Source organism: Paenibacillus sp. JJ1722 (genome assembly GCF_048282685.1).
In the GTDB taxonomy this organism is placed as follows: Bacteria; Bacillota; Bacilli; order Paenibacillales; family Paenibacillaceae; genus Paenibacillus; species Paenibacillus polymyxa_B.
This window is the reverse complement of record NZ_CP182500.1, coordinates 3,709,632-3,724,834: the sequence shown is the minus strand read 5'-3', so window position 1 is coordinate 3,724,834 and position 15,203 is coordinate 3,709,632. Positions and strand designations below refer to the sequence as shown.

Genomic DNA, 15,203 nt, shown 5'->3' with positions numbered 1-15,203 from the left:
CGAAATGGACAAGCAAACGAAGACAAGGGTAGCTATTGCAGGACTGGGTGGTATTGCTCGAAAAGTATACTTACCGTTACTGGCAGCACACCAAGGTGTAGACATTGTAGGTGTCATGAACCGTTCACAGGAGCCGGTGAGTTCCATTATGGAGCAATATAGGTTGCCAAGAGGAACGACTGATGTGAAGGAGATGCTAGCATGGGAACCGGAAGCTGTATTTATACATGCCGCGACCGAAGCTCATTTTGATCTAGTTATGGCGTGTATTGAAAAAGGGATTGCTGTGTATGTGGATAAACCGTTGTCCTATGATGTTCGTCAGAATCTGGAAATGACCGCTTTTGCGGAAGCGCAGGCCGTGCTGCTGGCGGTAGGCTTTAATCGACGTTTTGCCCCGCATTATGTAGCTGCTAAAGCATGGTTAGAGGAAGCAGGTGGATTCAGTCAATGTGCGGCCATTAAACACCGTACTGGATATGATCGAAGACCGGCGGCACAGACGGTTTATGATGATTTAATTCACATGCTTGATTTGCTTTTGTGGTTGGGTGGCGATGATTATGAGCTGCTGCATAGTAGTATGAATACGACGAGTGATGGATATATGGATGCTGCGTTCGGGACCGTACGTTTGGGGAATGCTACCGGAAGCTACAGTATGAGTAGACAGGCAGGGGCTGACATAGAGAAGCTGGAGCTTCACGGGGCAGGACGGTCTGTTGAAGTAATAAATATGGAACAGGCTGTTTTTATGCAAAAAAATCATTCACCACTAACGCAAACATTTGGAAGCTGGGATACGATTTTGGAAAGACGGGGATTCACCGGAGTCGTGAATCATTTTCTGGAGCATATTCATCGTCCGGAGGAGTGTGCTGTACGGGCTGGAAAAGTATTGGAAAGCCATATGCTGGCTGACGAACTGATCAGCCGTTTGAGTGTTTAATATGGAACGTCCGAACGTGATCTTAACAGTCCAGACAGACATCAAGAATTAGGTTGAAGGAGAAATGAATGAATGGAAGAAGATAACCGTGGTAAACAGCTAGAAGAAGCCATCATTGAAAATTATAAGCAAGAAGAAGATATGATGATCCTTGTATTTGCGCAATGGTGTATCAATCACGGGTTGGAGCCAGAGGAATTATATCGTGTAGCGTATCCGCATCAGGATAGTAACGAGCGTCTGCTACGAGTACGCAAGTTGACTGTATCGCGTGAAGAAGCGGGTGATATTCCGCTGGATACGGTATTAGGGGTACTGTCCATGTTCGGAAATGAGGACTTGGCGATGGTCGTATCTGAGGCGGCTGCCAGCCTTTCGTCGGAACGGAAATAGGGCTAGCCAGAATAAACAATATACTGTTATCATTTATGGCATCATGGACTCACTGTATTTACTTAAGACATTGTTGATGGGGAGGGTAAGCTTACGATGGAAGATATACCTATGCCAAGTACCTGTAAAGGCTGTGAAAGAGATATCTCGATATCGGAAGAGCAAATTACCAGAATTCTAACCAACATGAGACCCAAAATGGAATGTGTAAACGATGAAGTGTACGAAGCCAGACTGTTGGCCTGCTCACAATGTGAAGAGTTAATGTCCGGGCATACATGTGGCATCAGCGGAAGTATTGTTCGTGTACGTGCTTTGGCGGCAGCTCAAAATTGTCCCAGTTACCATGGTTCACGCTGGATAGGAACAGCCTAAAAGATACAATGCTCAGGCTCGGCTGAACTTGGATTACGGGTTAAAGTAGTCATACCTTGGTCTGCCCTAATGGCAGGCTTTTTGGTTTGATTGGACCTTTTCTTAACGATTGACAAAAAGTAGGCAATAAAATATATTAAACACGTGAAATGTTTTTATTTAATTATTAATATTTATATTAATGTTTTCTGGATGAGATGTTGCGTAAAAATTAAGATCGGAAGAAGATCGGTAATATGAGTGATATTTAGACCAAAAATGAAAGCGCAAACATTCGTAAGGGTGTTCCAACAATCTTAATATTTTGGGGAGGGTTTGTTGTGAAGGGTTCTATTGTTGTTAATACCGATTGGAAACAAGGCATTATTAATAAAAATATTTATGGACAATTTGCTGAGCATCTTGGACGTTGCATTTATGAAGGCATATGGGTTGGAGAGGACTCACCGATTCCAAACACAAACGGAATTCGAAATGATGTAGTGGAAGCCCTGAAAAAGCTGAACATTCCTGTATTGCGGTGGCCGGGAGGCTGTTTTGCCGATGAATATCATTGGAAAGATGGTATCGGACCAAAAGAAAACCGTAAGAGAATGGTAAATACGCATTGGGGCGGTGTGGTTGAAAATAATCATTTTGGCACACATGAGTTTTTTCAATTGTGCGAACTGTTAGATGCAGAGCCTTATATTTGTGGAAATGTCGGCAGTGGTACAGTTCAGGAAATGTCGGAGTGGGTAGAGTACATGACCTTCGATGGAGAGTCCCCTATGGCTGCATGGCGTCAGGAAAACGGTCGTGAGAAACCATGGAAGCTCAAATATTTTGGAGTGGGTAACGAAAACTGGGGTTGTGGCGGTAACATGCGCCCAGAATATTATGCCGACCTGTATCGCCGCTATCAGACATATGTCCGTAACTATGGCGAGAACCGCATTTATCGGATTGCAGGGGGGGCGAATGTGGATGATTATCGTTGGACCGAAGTGTTAATGCGTGAAGCTGGGAATCTTATGGACGGTTTGAGCCTGCATAACTATACGATCCCGGGAAACTGGGAAGGGAAACGGCAAGCACTCGGCTTTGATGAAGCGGAATGGTTCGAGACGATGAAAAAATCATTGCATATGGATGAATTGATTACTCGTCATTCAGCCATTATGGACCAATATGATCCTGACAAAAGGGTCGGACTGATCGTCGATGAATGGGGAACCTGGTTCCTGACTGAGCCGGGGACCAATCCGGGCTTCCTGTATCAGCAAAACACGATGCGCGATGCGCTGGTAGCTGGGCTGCACCTACACATTTTCCATAATCACCATGACCGAGTACAGATGACGAATATCGCTCAAATGGTCAATGTTTTACAGGCCATGATTCTGACCGAAGGCCCTGCTATGCTGTTGACGCCGACATACCATATATTTGAAATGTTTAAGGTGCATCAGGATGCACAAGCACTGGCTGTTCATGTAAAGGTGGGCGATTATGAATATGATGGGGATTCCATCCCACAAGTAAGCGTGTCCGCCTCCAAGGCGCAGGATGACAATATTCATATTAGCTTTTGCAACATCCATCCGGGCGAGTCGGCAAACTTGAATTTGGAGCTAAGAGGACTGGAAGAGGTTAAAAAGATCAGCGGTGTTGTTCTTGGCAGCGACGATATGCAGGCACATAATACGTTTGATCAGCCAGAGCGTGTGAAAAAGGAAGCTTTCACATCCTATCAGCTGCAAGGTCAGCATTTGGATGTTACACTGCCACCAATGTCGGTAGTGATGCTGACAATTGCTCCGTAAAAAAGCTGGGTTGTGGTATGTAAGCACAATTTCATTATTATTGGTTATGAACAAAGAGAGCGTTCAGGTGAACGCTCTCTTTTACCTACAATTGCTCGCGGTGAATCACCCTGAATTCTTTGGGCGACATACCGAAGCGGGAACGAAATACACGATGAAAATACGTGTAATTTGCAAATCCTGACGATTCGGCGGCTTGTTCCAGTGACATGGGACTGAAAATGATTCGTTCTCTCGCCATGTTAAGCCTGATGTCCAGCGTGTACTGCATAATGCTCGTATCGAATGTTTCCTTAAACAGATGTACTGCTCGGGATACGCTGATACCTACGTGTGAAGACACGTCATCCAGCTTGAAGTTAGAGGATGCATTTTCTTCAATATAATTTTTAATCTGATACGCAAGATAGTTATGATGAGTAGCGATAGGATGATCGGATAGCATACGGTCAAACTCCAAACATAAAATGCGCATGTAATAACTTGATATTTCCGGGTAAGGATTAGAAATACGTCGTTGCTCCATCACAAGCTGACGAAATAGGCCAAGCAGGGCTTCTGTGAGCTGAACCTTAATTCTGTTGGGTCGTTTATGATGGTTCCACCACTCATCTACCCAGGAACCACCGAAAAAAATGTGATAATCTCCACTTTCCACGACCAGATCTCCCATGGGATTCAACTCACTATGAATATCCAGTTCATAAGGCTCGGTAGGATTGAATAGCAGTAGATCACCCGCTTCAATCCGTGTCATTTCCCCGTTAATGCGGGCCTGGCAGCGTCCATCTGTTTGCAAACGGAATAAATAATTTTTAATCCCATCAGGCTGGTTCGAATAAAAGGGCTTTCGATGGAAGGAATAGCCTGCGGTAAGAACCTGACAAGGCTCGACGATAGACATGATGATGACTCCTTTGGGCATATGGCTGTTTCAAATATTGACCAGATTGTTCATGTTTTAATCATATTATTCATTTTAAACGAAACAGAAATAGAATACTATGTGAACTGTAAAGCTTACATGTTAGATGAGAAAGTACATGTTGGAGGCCAAGGAGTGTGACGACGTGGAACGAATGAAGGCCGGGATTATCGGATGCGGTACTATTAGCTCGGTATATCTTGAAAATCTCCAAAAGAGCCCACTTATTGAAGTAGTGGCCGTCGCTGATTTACTAGATGAGAGGGCCAAGGAGAGGGCCGATGAATTCAACATTGAAAACGTATACAAGGTGGATGAATTGCTTCGTCAGCCTGAGATTGAGCTTGTATTTAATCTGACCGTGCCTGGCAGCCATGCACTGACAGATGTGGCGATACTAGAGGCAGGCAAGCATGTGTACAGTGAAAAGCCTTTGGCGGTTTCTTTGGAGGACGGAAAACGCGTTCTGGATTTAGCCAAAGCAAGAAATCTGCGTGTCGGCTGTGCTCCTGATACTTTTCTTGGAGCGGCTATTCAGACCGCACGTCATGCCATACAGACTGGAATGATTGGTCAGCCAGTAGCCGCTACTGCCTTTTTAATGAGTAGAGGCCCTGAATGGTGGCATGAGAATCCGGAATTTTTCTATGCAGCTGGAGGAGGACCGATGTTTGACATGGGACCTTACTATTTGGCCTCGTTGATCCAAGTGCTGGGGCCGATCCGGCGAATTAGCGGCTCCGTAGGAATTCAGATTCCAGAACGTCATATACATTTCGGTCCCAAAAGCGGCACGCCATTACGAGTGCAAACACCAACGCACTTGGCCGGGACCATGGATTTTCATAACGGAGCCATCGCAACCTTGATTACCAGCTTTGATATTCAGGGAGCATCAGACCTGCCACGTATTGAAATTTACGGAACGGAAGGGACTTTGAACTTGCCGGACCCGAACTTTTTTAACGGAGATGTCAAAATTCGCCGACCTGGCGAGGAAAACGCAGAGCTGTTAAAGCCCCTTTTTGAATGTGGGAAAAACGAACGTGGAATAGGCGCGGGCGAGATGGTGAGAGCCATACGCAGTGAAAAGAACCATCGTGCTAATGCTGAGCTGGCCTACCATGTGTTAGAAGCCATGCATGCTTTTCAGCGCTCATCATTGGAAGGCAATCACATTACGATGGAAAGCACGTTCAAGCCGGACGAGGATTTGTATTATGGAACAGATATAATGGAAAATTCATCCTAATTAAAGAGGTGAAGGGTAATGGCTAAAGTAGGATTGCAATTGTACACAGTAAGGGAAGAGCTTGAACAGGATTTTGAAGGTACATTGCGCAAGGTAGCTGAGCTTGGCTATAAAGGGGTAGAATTTCATACCTTTTTCGGACGCAATGCCAAGGATGTCAGAGTGCTTTTGGATGAGTTGAATCTGGAAGTTGTCGGAACTCATATACAATATTCTCGTTTGTTGGATCATTTGGATGAGGAGATTGCATACCACAAAGAATTGGGCAATAAGTACCTAATCGTTCCTTATTTAACCGAAGAACAGCGACAGTGGGATGAAATTTTTGCTAATTTGAATCGTATTGGTGAAAAAGTGAAAGAACAGGGCTTGATACTGGCTTATCATAATCATGATTTTGAATTGACAGAAAAAATCAATGATCGCCCGGTATTCGATGCTTTATATGATGCGGTTTCCGATGATTTGTTACAGGTCGAAATGGATACTTGTTGGGTATACTATGGGGGCTATGATCCAGTGGAATACATCGGACGTTATAATGGACGCCTGCCTATCATTCACTTAAAGGATATGGCACGTGACGAGCAACAAAAAGCAGTGACTGTAGAGCTTGGCAAAGGCGAAGTGCAGCTTCAGGCCATTACAGACGCCGCTATTCAGGCAGGTGTGGATTGGGTCGTCGTGGAACAGGATTTCTGCTCAAACCCTCCAATCGAAAGCATTGAAACCAGCATTAAATGGCTCCAACAATACGTAGCTCAGGGAGGAAATATTCATGTCTAAAACACTCAAAATCGGGATTATTGGTTGTGGAGGCATTGCCAACGGCAAACACTTGCCGAGTCTTGCCAAGCAGAAGCGTGCAGAAATCGTTGCATTCTGTGACATCATTCAGGAGCGCGCTGAAGAGGCAGCAGAAAAGTTTGGAGTTGAAGGGTCGCAAGTTTATAGTGATTACCGTCAGTTGCTAGAAAATAAAGACATTGAAGTCGTACATGTGTGTACACCCAATGACTCGCACTCAGAAATTACCGTAGCGGCGCTTGAGGCAGGTAAGCATGTGCTGTGTGAAAAGCCGATGGCTAAAACTGCTGAGCAAGCACGGGAGATGCTCGATGCAGCCAACCGTACAGGTAAGAAGCTGTCTATTGCGTATCAAAACCGATATCGTGATGACAGTTTGTATCTGAAGCAATTGGTTGAGCAAGGAGAGCTTGGAGACATTTATCTGGGCAAAGCCATTGCTCTACGCCGTCGCGCGGTTCCGACTTGGGGAGTATTCTTGGATGAAGAGAAGCAGGGCGGTGGTCCTCTTATTGATATTGGCACGCATGCACTCGACCTGACACTCTGGCTGATGGATAATTACAAGCCTAAAAGTGTACTAGGTTCAACCTTCCATAAGCTAGGGGATCGTAAAGATGCGGCAAATGCCTTTGGGCCTTGGAATCCTGAGGAATTTAAGGTAGAGGACTCAGCTTTTGGTTTTATTACGATGCAAAATGGAGCTACGATTGTACTGGAATCCAGCTGGGCATTGAACGTTGTAGAGTTTGGCGAAGCGAAGACGCTGTTATGCGGAACCGAAGGCGGAGCTGATATGCAGGATGGATTGCGCATTAACGGGGAAAAGAACAGCCGCTTGTTTGATACGAAAATAGATCTGGATGCAGGTGGTGTTGCCTTTTACTCTGGAGAAACGGAAAATGAAGCAGACCGCGAAGCTCGTCTGTGGATCGAATCTATTCTGGACGACAAAGAACCTCTTGTGAAGCCGGAACAGGCACTGGTTGTTACTGAAATTTTGGAAGCTATCTATGAATCGGCCCGTACCGGGAAAGCTGTCTATTTTGACTAAGCCCGTAATTATCTCGAATAGACCATCATTATAATGAAAGCAGCTTTTTTCACATATGATACAGGGAGGGATTTCTTTTGAAACTTGGAGTATTTATGGTGTTGTTCGGCGGACGTTCGCTGGAGGAGGCGCTGGATTATGTGGCTTCTCAAGGATTAGATGCTGTAGAAATCGGTACAGGCGGCAACCCAGGAGATAAGCATTGTAAGCCGGATGAGTTGCTGGAGAATGATACAGCGCTCAAAAATTTTAAAAAGGCAGTGGAGTCCCGTGGACTAACGATTAGTGCGCTTAGCTGTCACGGCAATCCTCTTCATCCGCAAAAGCATTTAGCCCAAGCTGATCATGAAACGTTTCTTAAAACCGTTCGATTGGCAGAAAAGCTGGAAGTTCCAGTTGTGAACACTTTCTCTGGCTGTCCGGGTGATCATGAGGATGCGAAATATCCAAATTGGCCTGTGGCTCCGTGGCCTAATGATTTTCAGGAAGTGTTGAAGTGGCAATGGGAGAATAAAATTATTCCTTACTGGACTGAGACGGGAAAATTTGCAGCAGATCATCATGTTAAAATTGGGCTGGAGCTACACGGAGGCTTCTCCGTTCATACACCAGCGACCTTGCTTCGTTTGCGTGAAGCTGCGGGAGAGGTCATTGGTGCTAATCTGGATCCGAGCCACATGTGGTGGCAGGGAATTGACCCAGTGCAGGCGGTTCAAATTTTGGGCCGAGAGGGAGCCATTCACCATTTTCATGCCAAGGATACGACGATTGATCCGGTCAATGTAAATAAATATGGACTTACCGATATGCAGGAATATACCAAAATGCTAGATCGCGCTTGGCAGTTCCGTACTGTGGGTTATGGACATGATGTAAAAACCTGGGCAGATATTATCAGTGCTCTGCGTCTGGTGGGATACGATTATGTAGTGAGTATTGAGCATGAAGATGGTCTGATGTCCGTGGAGGAAGGCTTTACTAAGGCTGTCCACAATCTTCGCCAGGTATTAATTGAAGAACCGCTGAGCGAGATGTGGTGGGTCTAACCTAATAGGGGGAAATGTTGATGATTAACGTCACCATTTGGAATGAATTTTTGAACGAAAAGTTGAATGATGAAGCCAAACAGACATATCCTGACGGGATACACAAAGCGTTGGCTGACGGCCTGGCAGGAGAGGGATTTGCCATTCGAACAGCTACTCTTCGTGATGATGCCGAGCATGGTTTGGGAGAAGAGATCCTGAATTCCACAGATGTGCTGCTGTGGTGGGGGCATAAAGCCCACGATCAGGTGAGCGATGAAGTTACGGCGCGTGTTGTAAAGCGAGTGCAGGGAGGAATGGGCTTGATTGTGCTACACTCGGGCCATTTTTCAAAGCCATTCAAAGCCCTAATGGGCACTAGCTGTGATCTGAAATGGAGGGTGGCAGGTGAACAGGAGATTATTTGGTCGGTGAATCCGTCACATCCTATTGCAGAAGGCATAGACGCCAAAATTTTGTTGAAGCAGGAAGAGATGTATGGCGAGTTCTTTGATATTCCAGCGCCGGATGAATTGGTATTTGTTAGTAACTTTGAAGGCGGCGAAGTATTTAGAACCGGATGTACTTTCCGCCGAGGTAGCGGTAAGATATTCTATTTCCGCCCAGGTCATGAGACCTATCCGACTTATTACCAGCCTGATATTTTGAAAGTTATCGCCAACAGCATTCGTTGGACTTCTCCGACAAATATTAACAAACCAATATATGGAAGAAGTGAACCTGTAAGACCTCTCGGTGGAGTGTTGGTATAATAACAATCATCACATTTTGATGAGCTGTATAATGAACAGATTGATAGGCGGAACCTCTAGGGATTCCGCCTTTTTGTATTTAACGATTTAGACATATACCTGCTGTGTTGGTTTGTTGTATAATCAGTTTTGGTCATGGCAACTTTATCAGCGCAGGTATTTAATTTAAGAAGAAAGTGTTTTCTTTCGGGATAAAGTATGCTAAAATGATATATACTAACAAAAGGAAAGCTTTATCAAACCGAAATGCAAAAGAAGGTGAAAAATTTGGAGAGTCAACCGCAATTTACAAAAATGTGTCCGCGTTTTGAAACCGCCTTTTCATGTTTGGGTAAGCGTTGGAATGGATTAATTATTCAATCCATGATGAGCGGTCCTAAGCGGTTTAAGGATATTTCCAATCTGATTCCCACAATGAGTGACAAAATGTTATCAGAGCGGATGAAAGATTTGGAAAATGAAGGAATTCTTACACGTCATGTATATCCAGAAACTCCTGTCCGTATTGAATACGAGCTAACAACCAAAGGCCGTGCACTTCAGCCGGTTATGGAACAGATTCAATTTTGGGCTGAGGAATGGATTAGATGAGCACCAAACTAAATAAGCGTTTCTCATAGCAAAACAGCCTTTTCCTAGGAAAAAGGCTGTTTTTTTATTTTGTGTATAGGGCTACTTATCCATTTTACAGAAATGATCTACATAGGCAGCACGGCTTAATAGCCTTTGACGCGCCCTGCAACTGAGAATAATCCTGCTGTTGCACGGCGGGGCACACGGGTTTGAATATCCAGCGCGGCCGAACGGAATGTACCCAAGCAGGAATGGCAAAGTCTTCCTGCATAAATGGGGGAACGGCAGGATTCACAAGGATAATCAAGCTGACTGTATGTGGAGGGAAACTTGCCTGCTCTTACCCAATCTGTGAGCAATTCTATAGGTGTGCCGGTTACGTCACTGAGCTGGCGAGTATGAGTAGAAGGATGCTTCCATAGATAGTTAGAACAGCGGTCCAAGAATATATTTTCTTCCTGAATACAAGAACTACACAGGTTTCTAAGGTTTTGACGAAAAACGGAACCGCATTTTGGGCAATTAGAAGTATGTATTTCCATAGAAACCAGTCCTTTGTATCGAAATATAGTGAAATTTTAAATTTATTAGTTATATATTACTATGACCTTATACCTATATCAATCTTTATTTATGGAATCTCTGATCTTTAAGTGTATGTTGAAATCTGTGTTGATATTACTTTGTTACTTATGTATTATTACTTACATAAAGTTACTTAATGAATAAAATAAACTATTGATGATAAGGGGATCTTTATATGATGCCATCTTTATTTTTGGCCCACGGCTCACCGATGCTTGCTATTGAACAGACGGACTACACTTCATTTTTAGAGCAACTGGGGAAAAGCGTTCGCCCTAAAGCGGTTGTTATCTTTACTGCTCATTGGGAAGCGCAAACGTTGACGATCAGTTCGATGGATGACGTGTACGATACCATTTATGATTTTGGCGGTTTCCCACCGGAACTGTACATGGTGAAATATCCAGCACATGGTTCTGTGGAACTGGCCAATAAGCTGGAAAAATTATATGAACAAAAGGGCATTGACGTACAAACTGACCGGGTGAGGGGACTGGATCATGGATCCTGGACATTGTTGCATCGTATGTATCCTGAGGCAGACATTCCGGTAGTTCAGATCTCAGTAAATCCATATCTTTCGCCCAAAGCACAATATGCCATTGGTGAAGTGCTGCGTGGACTGGGAGAACAAGATATTCTGGTCATTGGCAGTGGAGTGACTGTTCATAATCTGCGTATCGTCAAATGGGGGGAAACGAAAACAGAACCTTGGGCTATAGATTTTGATGATTGGATTATTGAAAAAGTGCAAAGTAGAGATATAGAGGCTTTGGATCACTATGAAAGCGAAGCACCGTATGCTCGCCAGGCCGTACCAAGAGCAGAGCACTTTGTACCGTTGTTTATTGCAATGGGGAGTGGTAATCCTGCAAACAAAGCCAAGGTCATCCATAGAAGCTATGAGATGGGGAATTTAAGTTATCTATGCTTACAGTTTTAAAAAGTGTGTTGCCAGAAGAAGGACTATTGTTAAAATGCTTCGCAACTGCTTCTGTATAAGTAGAGGAGTGGAAATAAATTAGGGAGTGTTATAAGCTATAATGGCTTATAACACTCCCTTTTACGTAAAAAACGATTTATTATATGCGGCAAATCTCACGAGGGCACAATTCACAATGACATACGCCTTGCAGCATTTCCAAATCCTTGACAACAATCATGCCATTATCATATTCAACTGCATTTTTCTTACGTAGATCACTAAGCATCCGGTTTACGCTTTCCCGAGTCGCACCGATCATATTTGATAAGTCAGTATGAGTAATTTTTTTATGAATCAGGATATGTTCGCCGTGAGGCTCACCATAGGTATTGCATAGACGGATGAGTGTTGAACATAAAGCGCCAGGCTTGCCGTACATCATCAAATCGCGGAACTTAGTCTGAGTAATGCGATGATGCGAACCCATCCATTTCATAAAGTCAATCGCAAAATCACAATGCTGGCAAATAAGTAGCTCCAGATCTGTATGATCGATTACGCCAATATCACTGTCTTCCAGAACCTCAGCAGAAAAGGAATGCTTAGTACCGAAAAATGGATCGGCTTGACCAACAAGATCGCCGCTTTGATACATATATAGAATAAGTTCCTTACCCTCATCCGTTGTTTTGGTTACTTTCACGCGTCCGCGCTTAATATAAAACAGCTTATCCGCTGTATCTCCTTCCCAGAACAGATGCGAGCTTTCTGGCATAACTCGATCTTTCATCATCACTTGCAACCGGTTGAAGCTGGCCTCCGAGAAGCAACAGGTGTTGCCGCGGGCTTCCATTACATTTGTAGGGTTTCTCATCGTCCATTTCCCCTTTGTATCCTATGTTTTTTATCTGCAACTTGATCAATTCAAATTCATTATATACCTGCGCAATGCGTTTTTGGGGCAAGAAGAGGGGGTAAAAGTGGCAGAATTCCAAACTTTGTGATTTAATTCACTTCATAAAATAAAATTTTAAATAGATTGTGAAAAAAATCACAATATATCTTGAAAAGCTGTGTTACGATCAGTGCGTGAACAAGAGATAGTACACGAGATAACAGGAGGATGAGGGAAATGGCTGTTAAAAACGAGGTTATCCAAAAAGAGCAAAGCGCAGAGCAGTATATTCAAACGCTGATTGACCGGGGGAACCGGGCACAGCAAGCTTTCATGAGTATGAATCAGGAACAGATTGACGAAATCGTACAAGCTATGGCACTCGCAGGGATGGATAAACACATGTACCTGGCGAAGTTGGCTGTTGAAGAAACAGGACGCGGTGTGTACGAGGACAAAATCACCAAAAACATGTTTGCAACAGAATATGTCTATCATAGTATCAAAAATGAAAAAACCGTCGGTGTCATTGAAGACAATGATTTTGACAGTTTTCAAAAGATAGCAGAGCCAGTCGGCATTATCATGGGGATCACTCCAGTGACAAACCCGACTTCGACTACGATGTTCAAAGCGTTGATTGCCATTAAAACACGTAACCCAATCATTTTCGGTTTCCATCCATCTGCTCAATCGTGTAGTGCGGAAGCAGCCCGCGTCTTGCTCGAAGCAGCCGTCAAACATGGTGCTCCAGCTGATTGTATTCAATGGATTGAAGCTCCATCGATGGATAAGACAAATTCACTCATGAATCACCCGGATGTGGCTCTGATTCTGGCAACTGGTGGATCAGGCATGGTTAAGGCGGCATATAGCTGCGGTAAACCTGCTCTGGGTGTAGGCCCAGGTAACGTGCCTTGCTTTATTGAAAAAACAGCAGACATCAAGCAGGCCGTGAACGATCTTATCCTCTCTAAATCTTTTGACAACGGTATGATTTGTGCTTCCGAGCAAGCGGTTATTATCGAAGAGCCAATCTTCGAACAAGTGAAAAAATTGATGATCGCTAACGGCTGCTATTTTGTAAATAAAGAAGAAGCAGCTAAGCTCACTCAAGGAGCTATGAATGTCGAGAAATGTGCAGTGAACCCAGCAATCGTCGGGCAGTCTGCTGTGAAAATTGCTGAAATGAGTGGTATCACAGTACCAGCAGGAACTAAAATTTTGGTCGCTGAGATTGAAGGGGTAGGAACAAAATTCCCATTGTCTGCGGAGAAATTGAGTCCTGTATTGGCTTGCTATAAAGTAAAAAATGCGGAACAAGGTATTCAACGCGCTGCTGAAGTCGTGGAATTCGGGGGCATGGGCCACTCGTCCGCTATTCATTCGAACGATGAGGACGTTATCGCCCGCTTCGCAAACCGTCTGCAAACAGGACGTATCATTGTAAATGCACCTTCCACACATGGTGCGATTGGCGACATTTACAACACCAATCTTCCTTCGTTGACACTCGGTTGCGGTTCGTACGGTCGTAACTCGACTTCGTCGAACGTATCGGCAGTCAATTTGATTAATGTGAAAAGGGTGGCGAAACGGACGGTGAATATGCAATGGTTCAAAGTACCTTCCAAAATCTATTTTGAAAAAAATTCGACACAGTATCTTGCTAAAATGCCTGATATCACACGTGTAGCCATTATCACGGACCCTATGATGGTAAAACTGGGATATGTGGATCGTGTTATTCATTATCTGCATCAACGCCAAACACCGGTAGCTATCGAAGTGTTCTCTGAAGTAGAGCCAGATCCATCGACAGTTACGGTAGAACGTGGTACAGAAATGATGAGACGTTTCCAACCGGATTGCATCATCGCACTGGGCGGCGGTTCGCCAATGGATGCGGCTAAAGGCATGTGGATGTTCTATGAATATCCAGATACTGATTTCAATAACTTAAAACAAAAATTCATGGATATCCGTAAACGGATTTACAAGTACCCACGTCTGGGCCAAAAAGCACAATTTGTAGCTATCCCTACAACCTCGGGTACAGGTTCCGAAGTTACATCGTTTGCAGTAATTACGGACAAAAACCTGGGTAACACGAAGTACCCGCTGGCTGACTATGAGTTGACTCCTGATGTGGCAATTATTGACCCAGTGTTTGTATATTCGCTGCCTAAAACAGCTGTAGCGGACACAGGTATGGACGTTCTGACACATGCTATCGAGGCTTACGTGTCCGTAATGGCTAATGATTACACAGATGGTCTGGCAATTAAAGCCATTCAATTGGTATTCCAATACCTAGAACAATCGGCTCTGATCGGTGATAAGCTGGCTCGTGAAAAAATGCATAATGCTTCCACACTTGCTGGTATGGCGTTTGCTAATGCATTCTTGGGTATTAACCACAGTCTTGCACATAAATGGGGTGGACAATACCATACAGCGCATGGCCGCACGAATGCCATTTTGCTGCCGCACGTTATTCGCTATAATGCGAAAAAACCGACAAAATTTGCTTCGTTCCCTAAATATTCGCACTTTGTTGCGGATGAGCGTTATGCAGAAATCGCGCGCATACTGGGACTGCCTGCACGCACCACCGAAGAAGGGGTTAACAGCTTGATCGAAGCAATCCGTAAGATGAACAAAACACTCGGTATCGAGGAATCGTTCCAACAAATCGGTTTCGATGCGAAGGATTTCGAATCACGTGTAGACTATCTGGCTGACCGCGCATTTGAAGATCAATGTACAACTGCGAATCCGAAGTTGCCACTGGTTACGGAGTTGGCTGATGTCTATCGCAATGCCTTCTACGGACGTTTTGACCAATAATATAATAGGTACGAAGA

15 protein-coding genes are annotated in these 15,203 nt (G+C 44.3%); 12 read left to right on the top strand and 3 right to left on the bottom strand.

Annotated features, from left to right (window positions below; translation table 11 throughout):
* Positions 1–4: 4 nt before the first annotated feature.
* From ACM1ND_RS16670 to ACM1ND_RS16655, 4 genes are all read left to right on the top strand, one after another.
* Positions 5–949 (top strand): Gfo/Idh/MocA family protein, encoded by a 945-nt coding sequence (locus ACM1ND_RS16670; protein ID WP_076159489.1) that lies wholly within the window; start codon positions 5–7, stop codon positions 947–949.
* A 72-nt stretch (positions 950–1,021) separates the two neighbouring features.
* On the top strand, positions 1,022–1,342 hold the full coding sequence (locus tag ACM1ND_RS16665; protein ID WP_023989283.1) for a hypothetical protein: 321 nt from the start codon (positions 1,022–1,024) through the stop codon (positions 1,340–1,342).
* 96 nt (positions 1,343–1,438) lie between these two features.
* Positions 1,439–1,717: a hypothetical protein gene (locus ACM1ND_RS16660; protein ID WP_023989282.1), complete on the top strand. Its 279-nt coding sequence runs from the start codon at positions 1,439–1,441 to the stop codon at positions 1,715–1,717.
* A 320-nt stretch (positions 1,718–2,037) separates the two neighbouring features.
* On the top strand, positions 2,038–3,522 hold the full coding sequence (locus ACM1ND_RS16655; RefSeq protein ID WP_418026351.1) for an alpha-N-arabinofuranosidase: 1,485 nt from the start codon (positions 2,038–2,040) through the stop codon (positions 3,520–3,522).
* Positions 3,523–3,607: 85 nt separating this feature from the next.
* Here the strand turns inward: ACM1ND_RS16655 and ACM1ND_RS16650 are convergent, their stop codons facing one another.
* The gene (locus ACM1ND_RS16650) at positions 3,608–4,426 is read right to left on the bottom strand and encodes an AraC family transcriptional regulator (protein ID WP_023989280.1); all 819 of its coding nucleotides are present in this window, start codon (positions 4,424–4,426) and stop codon (positions 3,608–3,610) included.
* Positions 4,427–4,592: 166 nt separating this feature from the next.
* Here ACM1ND_RS16650 and ACM1ND_RS16645 point away from each other — a divergent pair, with 166 nt between their 5' ends.
* The 6 genes from ACM1ND_RS16645 to ACM1ND_RS16620 all read left to right on the top strand — a co-directional run bounded on the left by ACM1ND_RS16645 (position 4,593) and on the right by ACM1ND_RS16620 (position 9,949).
* The gene (locus tag ACM1ND_RS16645) at positions 4,593–5,699 is read left to right on the top strand and encodes a Gfo/Idh/MocA family protein (protein ID WP_418026348.1); all 1,107 of its coding nucleotides are present in this window, start codon (positions 4,593–4,595) and stop codon (positions 5,697–5,699) included.
* Positions 5,700–5,717: 18 nt separating this feature from the next.
* Entirely contained in the window at positions 5,718–6,485 is a 768-nt protein-coding gene (locus tag ACM1ND_RS16640) for a sugar phosphate isomerase/epimerase family protein (RefSeq protein ID WP_418026346.1), read from the top strand.
* Positions 6,478–7,560, top strand: a complete 1,083-nt coding sequence (locus ACM1ND_RS16635; RefSeq protein ID WP_013310855.1) for a Gfo/Idh/MocA family protein — start codon at positions 6,478–6,480, stop codon at positions 7,558–7,560. The genes ACM1ND_RS16640 and ACM1ND_RS16635 overlap by 8 nt, the downstream gene beginning before the upstream one ends.
* A 77-nt stretch (positions 7,561–7,637) precedes the next feature.
* Positions 7,638–8,606 carry a sugar phosphate isomerase/epimerase family protein gene (locus tag ACM1ND_RS16630; protein WP_013310854.1) on the top strand — a complete coding sequence of 323 codons (969 nt, stop codon included), beginning with the start codon at positions 7,638–7,640 and terminating at the stop codon, positions 8,604–8,606.
* 20 nt (positions 8,607–8,626) lie between these two features.
* On the top strand, positions 8,627–9,358 hold the full coding sequence (locus tag ACM1ND_RS16625; protein WP_418026343.1) for a ThuA domain-containing protein: 732 nt from the start codon (positions 8,627–8,629) through the stop codon (positions 9,356–9,358).
* A gap of 246 nt (positions 9,359–9,604) precedes the next feature.
* Positions 9,605–9,949: a winged helix-turn-helix transcriptional regulator gene (locus tag ACM1ND_RS16620; protein ID WP_013371810.1), complete on the top strand. Its 345-nt coding sequence runs from the start codon at positions 9,605–9,607 to the stop codon at positions 9,947–9,949.
* Positions 9,950–10,074: 125 nt separating this feature from the next.
* Here the strand turns inward: ACM1ND_RS16620 and ACM1ND_RS16615 are convergent, their stop codons facing one another.
* Positions 10,075–10,374, bottom strand: coding sequence for a hypothetical protein (locus ACM1ND_RS16615; RefSeq protein WP_226887755.1), 300 nt, complete (start codon positions 10,372–10,374; stop codon positions 10,075–10,077).
* Positions 10,375–10,691: 317 nt separating this feature from the next.
* Between ACM1ND_RS16615 and ACM1ND_RS16610 the strand changes: the two genes are divergently transcribed.
* A complete protein-coding gene (locus ACM1ND_RS16610) occupies positions 10,692–11,459 on the top strand; it encodes a DODA-type extradiol aromatic ring-opening family dioxygenase (RefSeq protein ID WP_418026340.1) in 768 nt (255 codons plus the stop codon).
* 139 nt (positions 11,460–11,598) lie between these two features.
* On the opposite strand, the gene ACM1ND_RS16605 is transcribed toward ACM1ND_RS16610, so the two are convergent.
* Positions 11,599–12,315 (bottom strand): Crp/Fnr family transcriptional regulator, encoded by a 717-nt coding sequence (locus ACM1ND_RS16605; RefSeq protein ID WP_013310849.1) that lies wholly within the window; start codon positions 12,313–12,315, stop codon positions 11,599–11,601.
* Positions 12,316–12,573: 258 nt separating this feature from the next.
* Between ACM1ND_RS16605 and adhE the strand changes: the two genes are divergently transcribed.
* Positions 12,574–15,186: a bifunctional acetaldehyde-CoA/alcohol dehydrogenase gene (gene adhE, locus ACM1ND_RS16600; RefSeq protein ID WP_023989274.1), complete on the top strand. Its 2,613-nt coding sequence runs from the start codon at positions 12,574–12,576 to the stop codon at positions 15,184–15,186.
* Positions 15,187–15,203 lie beyond the last annotated feature (17 nt).

What these genes read in the sequence shown, in the direction of transcription:
- ACM1ND_RS16670 (WP_076159489.1), top strand. Translation starts at nt 5, where the DNA reads ATGGACAAGCAAACGAAGACAAGGGTAGCTATTGCAGGACTGGGTGGT.
- ACM1ND_RS16665 (WP_023989283.1), top strand. Translation starts at nt 1,022, where the DNA reads ATGGAAGAAGATAACCGTGGTAAACAGCTAGAAGAAGCCATCATTGAA.
- ACM1ND_RS16660 (WP_023989282.1), top strand. Translation starts at nt 1,439, where the DNA reads ATGGAAGATATACCTATGCCAAGTACCTGTAAAGGCTGTGAAAGAGAT.
- ACM1ND_RS16650 (WP_023989280.1), bottom strand. Translation starts at nt 4,426, where the DNA reads ATGTCTATCGTCGAGCCTTGTCAGGTTCTTACCGCAGGCTATTCCTTC.
- ACM1ND_RS16640 (WP_418026346.1), top strand. Translation starts at nt 5,718, where the DNA reads ATGGCTAAAGTAGGATTGCAATTGTACACAGTAAGGGAAGAGCTTGAA.
- ACM1ND_RS16635 (WP_013310855.1), top strand. Translation starts at nt 6,478, where the DNA reads ATGTCTAAAACACTCAAAATCGGGATTATTGGTTGTGGAGGCATTGCC.
- ACM1ND_RS16625 (WP_418026343.1), top strand. Translation starts at nt 8,627, where the DNA reads ATGATTAACGTCACCATTTGGAATGAATTTTTGAACGAAAAGTTGAAT.
- ACM1ND_RS16620 (WP_013371810.1), top strand. Translation starts at nt 9,605, where the DNA reads ATGCAAAAGAAGGTGAAAAATTTGGAGAGTCAACCGCAATTTACAAAA.
- ACM1ND_RS16610 (WP_418026340.1), top strand. Translation starts at nt 10,692, where the DNA reads ATGATGCCATCTTTATTTTTGGCCCACGGCTCACCGATGCTTGCTATT.
- ACM1ND_RS16605 (WP_013310849.1), bottom strand. Translation starts at nt 12,315, where the DNA reads ATGAGAAACCCTACAAATGTAATGGAAGCCCGCGGCAACACCTGTTGC.
- adhE (WP_023989274.1), top strand. Translation starts at nt 12,574, where the DNA reads ATGGCTGTTAAAAACGAGGTTATCCAAAAAGAGCAAAGCGCAGAGCAG.